Source organism: Brevundimonas faecalis (assembly GCF_040549405.1).
Taxonomy (GTDB): domain Bacteria; phylum Pseudomonadota; class Alphaproteobacteria; order Caulobacterales; family Caulobacteraceae; genus Brevundimonas; species Brevundimonas faecalis.
On sequence record NZ_JBEPTF010000002.1, the window covers coordinates 265428 to 279151 of the forward strand.

Annotated in this window: 17 protein-coding genes; 6 read left to right on the forward strand and 11 right to left on the reverse strand. The window is 66.6% G+C overall.

Annotation, left to right across the window (positions count from 1 at the left end):
• Positions 1–99 precede the first annotated feature (99 nt).
• Positions 100–1263, forward strand: a complete 1164-nt coding sequence (gene rlmN, locus ABIE19_RS09300) for a dual-specificity RNA methyltransferase RlmN (RefSeq protein WP_354088886.1) — start codon at positions 100–102, stop codon at positions 1261–1263.
• Between the two features lie 124 nt (positions 1264–1387).
• Here rlmN and apaG read toward each other — a convergent pair whose 3' ends face one another.
• Positions 1388–1795 (reverse strand): Co2+/Mg2+ efflux facilitator ApaG/CorD, encoded by a 408-nt coding sequence (apaG, locus tag ABIE19_RS09305; protein ID WP_354088887.1) that lies wholly within the window; start codon positions 1793–1795, stop codon positions 1388–1390.
• A gap of 104 nt (positions 1796–1899) precedes the next feature.
• Between apaG and ABIE19_RS09310 the strand changes: the two genes are divergently transcribed.
• Entirely contained in the window at positions 1900–2934 is a 1035-nt protein-coding gene (locus ABIE19_RS09310; RefSeq protein ID WP_354088888.1) for a 2'-deoxycytidine 5'-triphosphate deaminase, read from the forward strand.
• A gap of 81 nt (positions 2935–3015) precedes the next feature.
• Here the strand turns inward: ABIE19_RS09310 and ABIE19_RS09315 are convergent, their stop codons facing one another.
• Positions 3016–4320: an MFS transporter gene (locus ABIE19_RS09315; protein WP_435521143.1), complete on the reverse strand. Its 1305-nt coding sequence runs from the start codon at positions 4318–4320 to the stop codon at positions 3016–3018.
• Entirely contained in the window at positions 4317–4793 is a 477-nt protein-coding gene (locus tag ABIE19_RS09320) for a cupin domain-containing protein (RefSeq protein WP_354088889.1), read from the reverse strand. Before ABIE19_RS09320 ends, ABIE19_RS09315 begins: the two co-directional genes overlap by 4 nt.
• 49 nt (positions 4794–4842) lie before the next feature.
• Between ABIE19_RS09320 and dapE the strand changes: the two genes are divergently transcribed.
• Both dapE and ABIE19_RS09330 read left to right on the forward strand, forming a co-directional pair.
• Positions 4843–6036: a succinyl-diaminopimelate desuccinylase gene (gene dapE / locus ABIE19_RS09325; protein WP_354088890.1), complete on the forward strand. Its 1194-nt coding sequence runs from the start codon at positions 4843–4845 to the stop codon at positions 6034–6036.
• Positions 6037–6109: 73 nt separating this feature from the next.
• The gene (locus ABIE19_RS09330) at positions 6110–6613 is read left to right on the forward strand and encodes an Ivy family c-type lysozyme inhibitor (protein ID WP_354088891.1); all 504 of its coding nucleotides are present in this window, start codon (positions 6110–6112) and stop codon (positions 6611–6613) included.
• A gap of 9 nt (positions 6614–6622) precedes the next feature.
• Here the strand turns inward: ABIE19_RS09330 and ABIE19_RS09335 are convergent, their stop codons facing one another.
• From ABIE19_RS09335 to ABIE19_RS09355, 5 genes are all read right to left on the reverse strand, one after another.
• Positions 6623–7081, reverse strand: coding sequence for a YbaK/EbsC family protein (locus ABIE19_RS09335; RefSeq protein ID WP_354088892.1), 459 nt, complete (start codon positions 7079–7081; stop codon positions 6623–6625).
• Positions 7078–7281, reverse strand: coding sequence for a hypothetical protein (locus tag ABIE19_RS09340; protein WP_354088893.1), 204 nt, complete (start codon positions 7279–7281; stop codon positions 7078–7080). Before ABIE19_RS09340 ends, ABIE19_RS09335 begins: the two co-directional genes overlap by 4 nt.
• 2 nt (positions 7282–7283) lie before the next feature.
• Positions 7284–7625: a RidA family protein gene (locus tag ABIE19_RS09345; protein ID WP_354088894.1), complete on the reverse strand. Its 342-nt coding sequence runs from the start codon at positions 7623–7625 to the stop codon at positions 7284–7286.
• Positions 7626–7718: 93 nt separating this feature from the next.
• On the reverse strand, positions 7719–7862 hold the full coding sequence (locus tag ABIE19_RS09350) for a hypothetical protein (RefSeq protein ID WP_354088895.1): 144 nt from the start codon (positions 7860–7862) through the stop codon (positions 7719–7721).
• A gap of 68 nt (positions 7863–7930) precedes the next feature.
• Positions 7931–9250, reverse strand: a complete 1320-nt coding sequence (locus tag ABIE19_RS09355; RefSeq protein ID WP_354088896.1) for an amidohydrolase — start codon at positions 9248–9250, stop codon at positions 7931–7933.
• Positions 9251–9334: 84 nt separating this feature from the next.
• On the opposite strand from ABIE19_RS09355, the gene ABIE19_RS09360 reads away from it, so the two are divergent.
• Both ABIE19_RS09360 and ABIE19_RS09365 read left to right on the forward strand, forming a co-directional pair.
• Positions 9335–9721 (forward strand): hypothetical protein, encoded by a 387-nt coding sequence (locus ABIE19_RS09360; protein WP_354088897.1) that lies wholly within the window; start codon positions 9335–9337, stop codon positions 9719–9721.
• A 29-nt stretch (positions 9722–9750) separates the two neighbouring features.
• Positions 9751–10182: an SRPBCC family protein gene (locus ABIE19_RS09365; protein WP_354088898.1), complete on the forward strand. Its 432-nt coding sequence runs from the start codon at positions 9751–9753 to the stop codon at positions 10180–10182.
• Here the strand turns inward: ABIE19_RS09365 and ABIE19_RS09370 are convergent, their stop codons facing one another.
• The 3 genes from ABIE19_RS09370 to ABIE19_RS09380 are packed head-to-tail and all read right to left on the reverse strand — an operon-like array spanning position 10183 to position 13724.
• Positions 10183–11181 carry a type II secretion system F family protein gene (locus ABIE19_RS09370; protein WP_354088899.1) on the reverse strand — a complete coding sequence of 333 codons (999 nt, stop codon included), beginning with the start codon at positions 11179–11181 and terminating at the stop codon, positions 10183–10185.
• 15 nt (positions 11182–11196) lie between these two features.
• Positions 11197–12168, reverse strand: a complete 972-nt coding sequence (locus ABIE19_RS09375) for a type II secretion system F family protein (protein WP_354088900.1) — start codon at positions 12166–12168, stop codon at positions 11197–11199.
• Between the two features lie 5 nt (positions 12169–12173).
• On the reverse strand, positions 12174–13724 hold the full coding sequence (locus ABIE19_RS09380) for a TadA family conjugal transfer-associated ATPase (RefSeq protein WP_354088901.1): 1551 nt from the start codon (positions 13722–13724) through the stop codon (positions 12174–12176).

The window sequence follows — 13724 nt, forward strand, 5'->3', positions numbered from 1 at the left end:
CCGAGTCGATCAAGTCCGGGGCGTCCTGGCCGAGGGCGACAAGACGTCCCATCCATGCTAGACGCCGCCGCCTCCCCTTCCGCCGCAGGACATCCGCCCTTGAGCATCACGCTCGATCTTTCCCGCGCAAGCGCTTCAGCCAAGGCCCCCGTCAACCTGTCCGGTCTGACGCGCGAGGGCCTGCGCAATGCGCTGATAGAAGCGAATATCTGCCCGCCCGAGAAAGCGAAGATGCGCGCCTCGCAGGTGTGGCGCTGGATTCACCACTACGGCGTCACCGACTTCGCCCTGATGAGCGACATCGGCAAGGAGACCCGCGCGGCCTTGGCCGAGGCCTTCACCCTGGCCCGTCCCGAGATCGTCGAGCGTCAGATCTCGAAGGACGGCACGCGCAAATACCTGATCCGCACGGCCCCGGGCATCGAGATCGAGGCCGTCTACATTCCCGACGTGGGCCGGGCCGGCGCCCTGTGCGTCTCTTCCCAGGTCGGCTGCACCCTGAACTGCACCTTCTGCCACACCGGCACGCAGAAGCTGGTGCGCAACCTGACCGCGGCCGAGATCGTGGCCCAGGTCCAGGTGGCCCGCGACGACCTGGAGGAATGGCCGTCGCCCAAGGAAGATCGCCGCCTGTCCAACATCGTCTTCATGGGCATGGGCGAGCCGCTCTACAATCTGGACAGCGTCTCCGACGCCATCGACATCATCTCGGACAACGAGGGCATCGCCCTGTCACGCCGCCGGATCACCGTCTCGACCTCGGGCGTGGTGCCGCAGCTCCAGGCCCTGGGCGATCGCACGGCCGCCATGCTGGCCATCAGCCTGCACGCCACCAACGACGCCCTGCGCGACGTCCTGGTGCCGCTGAACAAGAAGTATCCGCTGGAACAGCTGATGGCCGGCATCCGCGCCTATCCGGGCCTGGCCAACACCCGCCGCGTGACGTTCGAATACGTCATGCTGAAGGGCGTCAACGACAGCCCCGACGAGGCCCGCGCCCTGGTCAAGCTGATCGAGGGCATCCCGTCCAAGGTCAACCTGATCCCCTTCAACCCCTGGCCCGGCACCGACTACGAATGCTCGGACTGGAAGACCATCGAACGCTTCGCCGCCATCCTGAACAAGGCCGGCTACGCCTCGCCCATCCGCACCCCGCGCGGCCGCGACATCCTGGCCGCCTGCGGCCAGCTCAAGTCCGAAAGCGAGAAGCAGCGGGCCTCGGCGCGATTGAAGGCTGAACGTGAGGAAGCCGACGCGGCCTAATCCGGCTTCGGCGCGACAGCGCGAAACATCGGGGCGCCGATCACGTTCGATACGCGCCAGAAGCGCCCAGAAGGAAGCCGACGCCACAGCTTTCCCGACACCGAGCCTCAGTGACGCAGGAGACCTAGTTCAGCACTCGCTTCTCGCCCGGCACGTCCAGACTGAAGGCCGGGATGGCCGCCTCGAACATCCGGCCTTCGGCGTCCTGCATGAAGTAGGCGCCGACCATGGAGCCCGAGGGCGTCGTCAGCGGGCAACCCGAAGCATAGGCGTAGCTGTCGCCGGCCTCGATCACCGGCTGCTCGCCGATCACGCCCTGCCCCCGCACCTCCTCGACCCGCCCTAGGGCGTCGGTGATGGTCCAGCGCCGGGCCAGAAGCTGAACCGGCGATCCGGTCAGATTGACGATCTCGATCTGATAGGCCCAGACCCAGCGCCCTTCCTCAGGGTCCGATTGCGCCGCCAGATAGGAAGGACGGACGCGGACGACGACGCCTTCGGTTTCGGCGGTATAGGCAGGAGGGACGTGCATAGGCTATATGCAGCCCGCCGACCTCGGGGTTCAACCCGTCTGACGCTGCGGATGTCGCATTCCGAAGCGAGACAGATGGAAAAATCCGTGTGAGACAGGACGGCATGAGCATCTTCGAGATTCCCGCCCAGCCCGGCATTCTGCCCTTCCAGGGCATCGAGACCCTGATCGCCGTCGGCGCGATCAAGTCCGACACTCCCTTCGATCCTGATCAGGTGCAGCCCGCCAGCTTGGACCTGCGCCTGTCGAACCAGGCCTGGCGCGTGCGCGCCTCCTTCCTGCCCGGTCAGCGCAAGGTCGAGGACCGCATCAAGGACGTGGAGATGCACGCCATCGACCTGTCGGGCGGCGTGGTGCTGGAAAAGGGCTGCGTCTACATCGCTCGGCTGCAGGAACGGCTCAGCCTGCCCAAGGGCCTGAACGCCCGCGCCAATCCCAAGAGCTCGACCGGTCGGGTCGATGTCTTCGTGCGCCTGCTGACCGACCAGGGCGGCAGCTTCGACGACGTGGACGAGGGCTATGACGGCCCCCTCTATCTCGAGATCGCGCCCCAGACCTTCTCCATCCTGGTCAAGCCGGGCACCCGCCTGAACCAGTTGCGCCTCAAGGCCGGCGAGCCGCCCAAGCTGGAGACCCGCAGCGTCGGCGTCGATCTTCGTGCGGGCGACAACGGGGTCGTCGGCTATCGCGGCCGCCGCCACGCGGGCGTGGTCAACATGGATCACATCGACGGCCACGACCCGCGCGACTTCTGGGAACCGCTGACCCTGCGTCGCGGCGAGCTGCTGCTGGATCCGGGCGAGTTCTACATCCTGGCCTCGTCGGACGACGTGGAGATTCCCGTCGACCAGGCCGCCGAGATGACCCCGATCGACCCCTCGGTCGGCGAGTTCCGCGTCCATTACGCCGGCTTCTTCGATCCCGGCTTCGGCACGGACGAGGCCCACGGCGCCGGCTCCAAGGGCGTGCTGGAGGTTCGCACCCACGACACCCCCTTCCTGCTGGAGCACGGCCAGATCGTCGCCCGCCTAGTCTATGAGCCGCTGACGGAACGCCCGTCGCGCCTCTACGGCGAAGGCGGCAGCCACTACCAGAGCCAGGGCCTCAAACTGTCGAAACACTTCCGCCCCTGGGGCTAGGAAGCAAGTGACGAATGGCGATCTTGAGTGGCGAAGCAAACCCGCCCCTCTCGTCACTCGTCACTCAATACTCGCCACTCTTCAAGTCAGCCTGTTCGCCTTCCTCAGGCTGGGGAAGACCTTGGCCCATACCCCCGTCGCGGCCAGGGCCCCGACGCCGCCGAACACCGCCGCCCCGATGGGGCCGAGCAGGCGCACCATGACACCGGAATAGGCCTCGCCTAGTTCATTGGACGCCCCGATGAACAGCATGGACACCGACGACACCCGCCCGCGCATGTGATCGGGCGTGGCCAGCTGTATCAGGGTCTGGCGGATGTTGACGCTGATCATGTCGGCGGCTCCGCCGATGAACAGCACCGCGCCCGACAGCCAGACGCTCTTGGACAGACCGAAGACCAGGGTGCAGATGCCGAACACGGCCACGGCGGCGAACATCCAGCGCCCGCCATGACGCACGATGGGGAAGCGGCTGAGATAGAGGGCCATCAGCAGAGCCCCCACTCCAAACGAGGCCCGCAACAGGCCGAAACCCAAGGCGCCCACATGCAGGATGTCGCGCGCGAAAATCGGCGTCAGCAGAGCCACCCCCGCCAACAGGACCACGACCAGATCCAAGGAGATGGCGCCCAGGACGATCTTTGTCTTCCAGACATAGGCCAGGCCTTCGCGGACCTGCTGGATGGGTCCCAGCTTGGACGGGTCGACCTGGGGCTTGCCGCTGGTGCGGATCAGCAGAAGCGAGCCGACGGCCAGCAGGAACAGACCCATGGAGCAGGCATAGGCCAGGGGCACGTTCAGGCCGACGATGACCCCGCCGAGCGCCGGACCGGCGATGGCCCCGGTCTGGAAGGCGATGGACTGGGCCGCGATGGCCGGCGGCAGGGCCTTGCGCCCCACCACCATGGGCAGGAAGGCCTGGCTGGCCGGCGCCAGGAAGGCGCGGGCCGCGCCGAAGACGACCGCAACCGCCAACAGCCCCCAGAGCGGCGGCGACCCATGCAGGGCCATGCCGAGGAAGGCCAGGGCGCACAGGCACTCGACCACCACCGAGAGCGTCACCGTATGCTTGCGGTCGCGACGATCGGCCATGGCCCCGGCCGGCAGGGTGAAAGCCAGCAGCGGCAGGAACTGACACAGGCCCACAAGACCCAGATAGAGGCTGGCCTCGGCGATCGGGTGGTCGCGCCGAGCGATCTCATAGACCTGCCACAACAGGGCCGAGGACTGGATCTGGATGCCCAGGACCGCAGCGACGCGTCCGATCCACAGCAGGCGGAAGTCGCGTATGGCCCAAGGGCTGGGCGGGCCGCCATCATGAGACTCAGGCGGCGTCGGCGGCTGGGGCGGAACGGTCGGAGCGGTGTCGATACTGTCTGTGGTCACGTTCTTCGCGGCGTCTTCGGATAGGGGGTTCCGTCGCGATGGAAATATCGGTCGGCGCCCTTGGGCAGGATCATGTCGATGTCGGGATAGTCGCAGGCGTCCTCGGTCGGGCGACGGCTGCCGACCTCCAGCAGCACCGCTTCATGGCCGCTGCGGTTCTCGATCTTGTGGCCGTTGGCGACCCCTGCCTTGAAGCCGGCGCAGTCGCCGGCGACCAGCACCGTCTCGCCGTCCTCCTCGATCAGCACCACCTCGCCCTCGACCACCCAGACGAACTCGTCCTCGGCCGTGTGCCAATGACGCTGGCTGGACCAGGCCCCGGCGGGCAGGCGCAGCAGATTGACCCCGAACTGATCCAGACCGAGCGCGTCGCCCAGCCGCCAGCGGCGGCGCGACTTGCAGGGTGCGGCGAATTCCTCGGGGTATCCGGTTCCATGGCCGGTCGGGGCGCTGTCGATGTCGATCTTGGGCACGGTTTTCGGGCCTTCTCGCGGGTGCGGGATATGCCTAAAGCATTAGGCCATGAGCGCCGCATCACATTCCGTCATCGATCCTGTCGAACTGACTCGCGACCTGATCCGCATTCCCTCCGTCACCCCCGCCGACGAGGGGGCGATGGACGTGCTGGAACGCGCCCTGACCGGCCTGGGCTTCACCTGCCGCCGCATGGTGTTCGAGGGGCCGACCGGCGTGGGTCATGACGCTCGCATCGAGAACCTCTACGCCCGGTGCGGGACCGCCTCGCCCAACCTCTGCTTCGCCGGCCACACCGACGTGGTGCCGACCGGCGACCTGGCCGCCTGGACCGCCGCCCCCTTCGAGGGCGAGACCCGAGACGGCGTCCTCTATGGTCGCGGCGCGGTGGACATGAAGGGGGGCATCGCCGCCTGGGTCGCCGCCGTCTCGCGCGTGCTGGCGGAAGGCGAAGTCGAGGGCTCCCTCTCCTTCCTGATCACCGGCGACGAGGAAGGCCCGGCCCTGCACGGCACCAAGCGCGTGGTCGAGGCCCTGGCCGCCGAGGGCGAGGTCATCGACGCCTGCGTCGTCGGCGAGCCCTCCTCCGCCCACCACCTGGGCGACATGATCAAGGTCGGCCGGCGCGGCTCGCTCAACACCTGGATCACCGTCCACGGCAAGCAGGGCCACGTGGCCTATCCCGATCGCGCCGCCAATCCGGCCCCGGTCGTCGCCAGGCTGCTGGCCCGTCTGGACGCCCATGCGCTGGACGACGGCTACCCCGAATTCCCGCCGTCGAACCTGGAGATCACCACCATCGACGTGGGCAATCCGGCGACCAACATCATCCCGGCCGAGGCGAAGGCCCGGCTCAACATCCGCTTCAATCCCACCCACACCGGCGACGGCCTGATCGACTGGCTGAACCGCGAGGCGGGCGCGCTGCAGGCCGAAACCGGGCTGCGGATCGAGTTGGAGCACATGTGCTCGGGCGAGGCCTTCCTGACCGAGCCGGGCGTCTTCGTCAGCGCGGTGCAGGATGCGGTCGAGGCGACGCTGGGCCGCCGCCCCGAGGCCTCGACCACCGGCGGCACCTCCGACGCCCGCTTCATCCGCGCCCTGTGCCCGGTGCTGGAGCTGGGTCTGGTCGGCCAGACCATGCACCAGATCGACGAGCGCGTGCCCGAGGCCGAACTGCGCGCCCTGGCCGACGCCTATCAGGCGGTGATCGTCACGGTTTTCGAGCGCCTGAAGGCCTGAAGCGCACGGTGGAATTCAAGGAACGGCCGAGCGGCGCGCACGTTCTCGTCGCGCCCTCAACGGAGCCCTCCCCATGAAGACCCAAGCCGCCCTCTTTTCCGTCCTGGCGCTGTCGACCCTGGTCGCCGCCTGCAATCAGCCGGCCGAAACGCCTGCGCCGACCAAGACTGAAACCACGCCCGCCGCCAGCGCCGCGCCCAGCCCCGCCGCGACGACGGACTGGTCCTCTCTGGACGCGCTGGTCGGCAAGTATCCGAACGACAGCAAGCTGATCGAAGACAGCGCCGTCACCGCCGAGTTGAAGACCCTGCTGGGCGACAGGTTCGAAACCTTCCGGACCAACATCCAGACCCAGTCGCCGCTGCAACGCGACGGCCAGGTCCTCTATGTTTCCGGCAACAAGCCGCACCAGGGCGGTTCCGACGCCGCCTATCTGCTGATCGATCCGACAAAGAAGGCGCTGGAAGTCGGCCTGTGGGAAGGCGGCAAGCTGACGACCTACAAGACCGCGGGCGCCGATCTGGCTAAACCCGCCGACATTCGCACCCTGATCGACAACGCGGCTCCGCGCGGCTGACCGCACGTCTCAACGGCAGGCGTCGACCCATTCGGCGCCTGTCAGGGCCGCCATCCGATCCGGGCTCAAACGCACGGCCGAGTGAACGGCGCCGGCCGCCGGGATCACCGTCTCCCAGGCTTTCAGCGACAGGTCGCAATAGATCGGCAGAGGCGTCGTCAGGCCGAAGGGACAGACTCCGCCGACAGGATGCCCCGTCACGACCTCGACCTCGGACAGGTCCAGCATCTTGATTTTGCCGCCGAAGGCCGCCCTGGCCTTGAGGTTGTCCAACCTCGCATCGCCGCAGGTCACGAGCAGGACGATCCGGTCCCCCGCCCGCAACGACAGGGTCTTTGCGATCTGGCCCGGCGCCACGCCATGGGCGGCGGCCGCCTCGGCGACGGTGGCGGTGCTGACGTCCAGCTCGATGATCTCGATGTCGGGCGCGCGTTCGGCGAAGAAGGCGCGCACGCTGTCCAGGCTCACGCCTCGCCCGCCGCTTCCAGCCGCGCGATGCGACGGTCCATGTCGGCGACCTGATCCTTCAGGCGCTGTTTCTCGGACGCCATGTCGACGGGCGTGCCGTCCTCATAGGTCAGCTGAGCGCCCTTTTCGATCAGGTCCAGGCGATAGAGGGCGGTGACGCGGGTCGCCTTGAACCGCTCCAGCTCGCTTTCCCGACTCATGCTCAGCGCGCCGCGACGACGATGATCTCGACCAGATAATCCGGCGACGCCAGCCGCGCCTCGCTAGTGGCGCGAGCCGGCGGGTTGTCCTTGTCGACCCAGGCGTCCCAGACGGCGTTCATGGCTTCGAAATCGGCGATGTCGGCCAGCCAGATGGTGGCGCTGAGGATCTTGGACTTATCGGTCCCGGCCTTGGCCAGAAGGGCCTCGATCTCGGCCAGGGTGGTGCGCGTCTGGGCGGTGATGTCGTCGCCCGGCTCGCCGACCTGGCCCGCCAGATAGACGGTGTCGCCGTGGATCACGGCTTCGCTCATGCGAGCGTTGGAATCGATGCGGGTGATCATGCGTTCCTCCTAGGGTCAGGCGAACGGCTTAGAGCGAAATCAACTCATATGCGACGCAAATGAAGCCAGATCTTCGCACAGGCGCCCCGTGGTCTAGCCCAGCATCATCTCCAGAACCAGCAGGGCGGCGATGAAGACGGCGGCGAAGGAAACCAGAAAGAAGACGACATCACGCGCGACGAAGCGTTTTCGGTCCGGCGCCTTCTGGGCCGCCATGTTGATCGGCAGGCGCGGCATGGGCAGCCCCCTTCCATCGAAGCCGCCATCCTAGGCGTACGGCCTTACCTGCGGGTGAAGCCTTATGCTTAGCTGCGAGGCCGTTCCAGGAAGCGCAAGGCGCTAAAGACATGGGTCTTCACGCCCAGGGGCAGGACCTTCTCGTTCACGTCGAACTCCGGCGAATGATTGGGCGCAGCCATCGCGGGGTCGACCCCGTCAGGGCTCCCGCCCAGGTGGTAGAAGACGCCGGGAACCATGCGCTGGAAATAGCTGAAGTCCTCGGCCACCGTGGTCGGAGGCGTGGCCGGGTTGACCTTGCCGGCCCCCGCCGCCTCTTCCAGCACGGGCGCGAGCCAGGCCGACAGGGCTTCGTCGTTGTACACCAGGGCCGCGTTCTGCCGCACGGCGAAGTCGGCGGTCGCGCCATGGGCCGCCGCTACATGGTCGATCGCCGTCTCGGCCCGGGCCACCAGGGCGTCACGTTGGGCGACGTCGAAGGTGCGCAGTGTGCCGCTCAGCTTCGCCTGGTCGGGAATGATGTTGTAGCGGACGCCCGCGTCCACCGTGGCGATGGTGAAGACGGTCGGGGTCGTCGTCGGGTCGATGGTGCGCGCCGTCAGGGTGTTGACCGTCTGGATGACACTCGCCGCCGCCGCGACCACGTCGACGCCCTTCCAGGGCCAGGCCCCGTGCGTCTGCTTGCCGTGCAGAACGATGTCCACCCGGTCCGAAGCCGCCATGAAGCCCTGGGGACGATAGAAGACGGTTCCCGGAACCCCCGGCACGACATGCAGGCCGAAGACGGCCTCGGGCGCCGGATCCTTCAGCGCGCCTTCCTGGATCATCAGCGCCGCCCCGCCCAGGGGCTCGCCCGGAGGCGCGCCTTCCTCGGCGGGCTGGAAGATGAATACGACGGTTCCTGCGATCTGGTCCTTCATCCCCGCCAGCACCTCGGCCGCGCCCATCAGCATGGCGACGTGGGCGTCGTGACCGCAGGCGTGGGCCACAGGGACGGTTTCGCCCATATAGGTTCCGGTCGCGGTCGAGGCGAAAGGCAGACCCGTCGCTTCCTTGACCGGCAGAGCGTCCATGTCGGCGCGCAGGGCGACTGTCCGGCCCGGCCGGGCGCCGCGCAGCACCCCCACCACCCCGGTCTTGCCGACTCCTGTGCGGACTTCCAATCCCAGGGCGCGTAGGTGATCGGCCACGACGCCGGCCGTCCGGGTCTCGGCGAAGCCCAGTTCCGGATGCTGGTGCAGATCACGCCGCCAGGCGACGACCTCGGGCAGCACGCGCTGGACGGCCGCCTCGACCGTTGCAGCCGGAACCTGGGCCGCAGCGCCCTGCGCCGTCAGCAGGACGCCCAGAACCGCGGCGGACAGAAGCAGGCGACGACGGACGGACATGATGGACTCCCCATTTGTGAAGTTCATGTTGCGCGAGCGAACGATGCTTGTGCAAGTCGCTGCGAACGCCGATCTTCATCGGGCATGAGCAAGACGCCCAAATCCGCAGCCAAGCCGATGAAGGTCTCCAAGACCCGCTGGCGCGAGGTCGTCCTGGTCTGCCGCAAATGCTCCAAGAAGTTGAAGGGCGGATACGGCCCGGACGGCGACAAGACCTTGAAGAAGGCCCTGCGGCGCTATCTGCACGCGGGCAAGAGCCGCAAGGACGCCCTGGCCGTGGTCGGCGCCGACTGTTTCGACGTCTGCCCGAAGAATGCGGTGGTGGCGGTCAATGCTCGCCGGCCGGAAGAATTGCTGATCGTGCCCGCCGGGGCCGACCTGTTCGAGGTCAAGGCACGACTGGGCCTGGACGACGGACGGAGGCTGAAGCCCGTGTTCGCCTTGCCCGCATCTGACGGAACGCCTTCCTAAACGCGTCCGGTCGTGTCACAGGGCGGATCATGGAAACGACCCGTATCGAGAAGCGCGTCGGCGTTCGCGCGACCTCCGACCGCATCTGGGAGATCCTGAGCGATCTCGAGAACTGGCATCAGTGGAACCCCTATGAAACCGGGGTGAAGGGCGCCCTGGCCTTCGGCGCGGGCCTCAGCCTGACCGAGGCCCTGCCCGGCATGCCGGAACGCCAGATCCAGGCCCGCATCGGCGAATGGCAGCCCTACGCCCAACTGGTCTGGGCCGAGAAGCGCGGCTGGCTGTTCAACACCATCCGCTACTACGAGATCGAGGAGCTGGAGCGCGGCAGTTGCATCGTCTCCAACGGGACCATCTTCACCGGCCTGCGCGGCGAGCTGTTCCACGACAAGCACCGCAGCAAGATCCGCAGCGCCTATGAGGACATCAGCGAAGCCCTGAGGCTCGCGGCCGAGGCTTGATCAGCCCGCGCCGCCGTTGGTCTTCATCATATCGATGATGTTGATGATGGCCGGCCCCAGGATCACCACGAAGAGCACCGGCAGGAAGAAGACGATCATCGGCACGGTGAGCTGAGCCGGCAGGGCCGCCGCCTTCTTCTCCGCCGCCGCCAGACGCAGGTCGCGGTTTTCCTTGGCCATGACCCGCAGGGCGCCGCCCAGCGGCGTGCCGTAGGTCTCGGCCTGGGTCATGGCGGTGGCCACGCCCTTGACGCCGGCGTGATTGACCCGCTTGGCCAAGCCTTCATAGGCCAGACGCCGTTCCGGCAGATAGCTGAGCTCCGCCGACAACAGGGACAGTTCCTCGGCCAGGTCGATCGACTGCCCCCCGATCTCCTGACTGACCTTCTGCACCGCTGCTTCGATCGACATGCCGGATTCGACGCAGATCAGCAGCAGGTCCAGGGCGTCAGGGAAGGCGGCCACGATTGACTGCCGACGCTTCTGGATGTGGTTCGAAAGATAGATGTTGGGCGCGTAGAAGCCTACAGCGAAGGCGCCGACGATGATGGCCAGCTTCATCGTTCCCGGCAGATTGAAATCATCGACCGCCAGCAGATAGAGCCCCACCAGACCGCCCAGGGCGAAAGGCATGGCGAAGCGGAAGAAGTAAAAGGTGTTCAGCGGCTTGGGGCCGCGCCACCCGGCCTGGGCCATGTTCTCCGCGACCTTGGGATCTTCCAGCAGCTTGGTCAGGTTCAGCCGCTCGACCACGCGTTGCTTGAAGCTGTCGTCGACGTGGCGAAGATTGGAAGCCGATGTCGACGTCCCCTTCATCGCCTGGCGGGAACGACGCTTCAGCTCTTCACGACGTTCGGCGACAGCCTTCATCCGCTTGCCCAAGGCCGCTCCGCCGGTAAAGGAGCTGAGCAGCGTCAGGACGCTGGCGAAGACGGCGATCCCGACCCCTATGCTGAGCAGGTTCTGCGGATCCGTGATGAAGCGCATGAAGCCTTCCATGATCGCTTCCCCGTCTCAGTACTTGAACGAAATCATGCGCTTCATGGTGAAGACGCCAAAGGCCATCCACACCGCCGAAGCCAGAAGAAGCACCTGCCCGCGCATATCCGTGAACAGCAGGGACATGTAGCCGGGACTGGTCACGCTCACCAAGATCATCACGACCGGCGGCAAGGAGCCGATGATTCCCGCCGAGGCTATGGCTTCCGACGACAGGGCCTTGATCTTCTCTCCCATCAGCCGCCGCGCGCGCAGGACCGTGGTCAGGTTCGTCAGCGCCTCGGCCAGGTTGCCGCCTGTCTTCTGCTGAATGGCGATGACGATGGCGAAGAACTTCAACTCCGGCGTCGGCATCCGCTCGTACATCTTGTCCAGGGCCTGGCTGAGCGTCAGCCCCACCCCCATGCTCTCGACCAGGCGCTGGAACTCATCACCCAGAGGCTGAGGGCTTTCACGGGCGATGATCTTGAAGCAGTCATGCACCGGAAGCCCGGTCTTGATGCCCCGCACCAGGATGTCCACGGCGTCGGCGAAGGCCATGGAGAACTTCTTCATCCGCGCCTTCCCCATGAAGCCGACGATCCATCGCGGCAGGCCCAGTCCCATGGCCACGCCAATGCCCAGAGCAAGAACGACATGAACGCCGAGCACCAGGGAAATCAGGAAACCGACGAACCCGGCCGCAATGCTGATGAAGACGAAGGTTCTCAGGCTGATCGACAGGCCCGCCTGCTTCAGCTTGGCGGCCGTGGTCATGCGCGCCTTGCGTTCACGCCGCTCCACGTCCTGAAGCTGAGACATGATCTGCTTGCGTCGGGCTTCAGGCGTATTGGCTGCAGCGCGCTTGGCGGCCGTGACTTCGCGCGCGGCGCCCATCGCCTTGGCGCGCTTGACCGCCTGGCTTGAGGAATCATCCCCGCTGACCAGGACCCAGCCCAGGCCGCCGATGGTGATGAAGGCCAAAACCGCCGCGAGAATCGGAAGCATGACCCCTACTCCGCCGCGTCCAGGGCTTCGGCCAGTTCGCGCTCCAGCCCGTAATAGCGAGCGCGATCCCAGAAGCGGGGGCGGGCGATGCCGGTCGACCGATGGCGACCCGCGATCCGACCGTTCGCGTCCTCCCCGGTGATCTCGTAGACGAAGAGATCCTGAGTCACGATGACGTCGCCTTCCAGGCCCAGCACCTCGGTGATGTGGGTGATCCGGCGTGAGCCGTCGCGGAGGCGCGCTGCCTGGACGATGACGTCGACCGATCCGACGATCATCTCGCGGATCGTCTTGGAAGGCAGGCCGTAGCCGCCCATGGTGATCATGGATTCCAGGCGGCTGATGGCTTCGCGCGGGCTGTTGGCGTGCAGGGTGCCCATGGAGCCGTCGTGGCCGGTGTTCATGGCCTGCAACAGGTCGAAGGCCTCGGGCCCGCGCACCTCGCCGACGATGATCCGTTCAGGGCGCATCCGCAGGCAGTTCTTGACCAGATCACGCATGGTGATCTGCCCCTGACCCTCCAAGTTCGGCGGGCGGGTCTCCAGACGCACCACGTGCGGCTGCTGCAGTTGGAGTTCCGCCGCATCCTCGCAGGTGATGACGCGCTCGGTCGGGTCGATGAAGGCCGTCAGGGTGTTGAGCAGGGTCGTCTTGCCCGAACCCGTGCCGCCCGAGATGACCAGGTTGCATCGCGACGCGCCGATGACGCCCAGAACGCGCGCGCCCTCGGGACTGATGGAGGCGTACTCCACCAGGTTCTTCATCGTCAGCTTGTCCTTCTTGAACTTCCGGATCGTCAACGTCGGGCCGTCGATGGCCAGGGGCGGAGCGATGACGTTGACGCGAGAGCCGTCCGGCAGACGGGCGTCGCAGATCGGGGAGCTTTCGTCGACGCGACGACCGACCTGGGACACGATCCGCTGGCAGATGTTCATCAACTGGGCGTTGTCGCGGAAGCGGACATTGGTCAGTTGAACCTTGCCCCCGACCTCGATGAACACCCGTCCGGCGCCGTTGACCATGATGTCGGCGATGTCGTCTCGCGCCAGCAGGGGCTCAAGCGGACCATAGCCGAGGACGTCGTTGACGATGTCCTGGACCAGATGCTCCTGCTCGGCCACCGACATGGAGACGTTCTTGATCGCCACCAGTTCGGCGACGATGTCGCGGATTTCCTCGGACGCCGCCTTGGTGTCCAGTTGGGCCAGTTGCGACAGGTCGATGGTGTTCATCAACGCGTTGAAGATGGTCGTCTTCGTCGCGTGATAATAGTCGGACTGCTCGCGGACGATCTCGGCGACCGCCTGAGCCTTCTTCAGCTGTTCCAGGCCGGGCGTGGCCCGTGGGCCGCGCGCGGGCGCCTTGGGCCTGGGCTTCGTCTCCTCCATCGCGCCGGCAATAAGGGTCTCGACCGATGAAGACGACGGCCGCTCCAGTTCCTCGACCGAGAAACCGTCGACCGCGTCGGGCAGACGCGCCTCCGGCTTCTGCTCCGCGACAGGCGCGGGAGGAGGCGCGACCACGACTCCAGGCTGGGCTGACCGCTTGCCGAACAT

What these genes read in the sequence shown, in the direction of transcription:
- apaG (WP_354088887.1), bottom strand. Translation starts at nt 1,795, where the DNA reads ATGCACGTCCCTCCTGCCTATACCGCCGAAACCGAAGGCGTCGTCGTC.
- ABIE19_RS09310 (WP_354088888.1), top strand. Translation starts at nt 1,900, where the DNA reads ATGAGCATCTTCGAGATTCCCGCCCAGCCCGGCATTCTGCCCTTCCAG.
- dapE (WP_354088890.1), top strand. Translation starts at nt 4,843, where the DNA reads ATGAGCGCCGCATCACATTCCGTCATCGATCCTGTCGAACTGACTCGC.
- ABIE19_RS09330 (WP_354088891.1), top strand. Translation starts at nt 6,110, where the DNA reads ATGAAGACCCAAGCCGCCCTCTTTTCCGTCCTGGCGCTGTCGACCCTG.
- ABIE19_RS09340 (WP_354088893.1), bottom strand. Translation starts at nt 7,281, where the DNA reads ATGAGTCGGGAAAGCGAGCTGGAGCGGTTCAAGGCGACCCGCGTCACC.
- ABIE19_RS09345 (WP_354088894.1), bottom strand. Translation starts at nt 7,625, where the DNA reads ATGATCACCCGCATCGATTCCAACGCTCGCATGAGCGAAGCCGTGATC.
- ABIE19_RS09350 (WP_354088895.1), bottom strand. Translation starts at nt 7,862, where the DNA reads ATGCCGCGCCTGCCGATCAACATGGCGGCCCAGAAGGCGCCGGACCGA.
- ABIE19_RS09355 (WP_354088896.1), bottom strand. Translation starts at nt 9,250, where the DNA reads ATGTCCGTCCGTCGTCGCCTGCTTCTGTCCGCCGCGGTTCTGGGCGTC.
- ABIE19_RS09360 (WP_354088897.1), top strand. Translation starts at nt 9,335, where the DNA reads ATGAGCAAGACGCCCAAATCCGCAGCCAAGCCGATGAAGGTCTCCAAG.
- ABIE19_RS09365 (WP_354088898.1), top strand. Translation starts at nt 9,751, where the DNA reads ATGGAAACGACCCGTATCGAGAAGCGCGTCGGCGTTCGCGCGACCTCC.
- ABIE19_RS09370 (WP_354088899.1), bottom strand. Translation starts at nt 11,181, where the DNA reads ATGGAAGGCTTCATGCGCTTCATCACGGATCCGCAGAACCTGCTCAGC.
- ABIE19_RS09375 (WP_354088900.1), bottom strand. Translation starts at nt 12,168, where the DNA reads ATGCTTCCGATTCTCGCGGCGGTTTTGGCCTTCATCACCATCGGCGGC.
- ABIE19_RS09380 (WP_354088901.1), bottom strand. Translation starts at nt 13,724, where the DNA reads ATGTTCGGCAAGCGGTCAGCCCAGCCTGGAGTCGTGGTCGCGCCTCCT.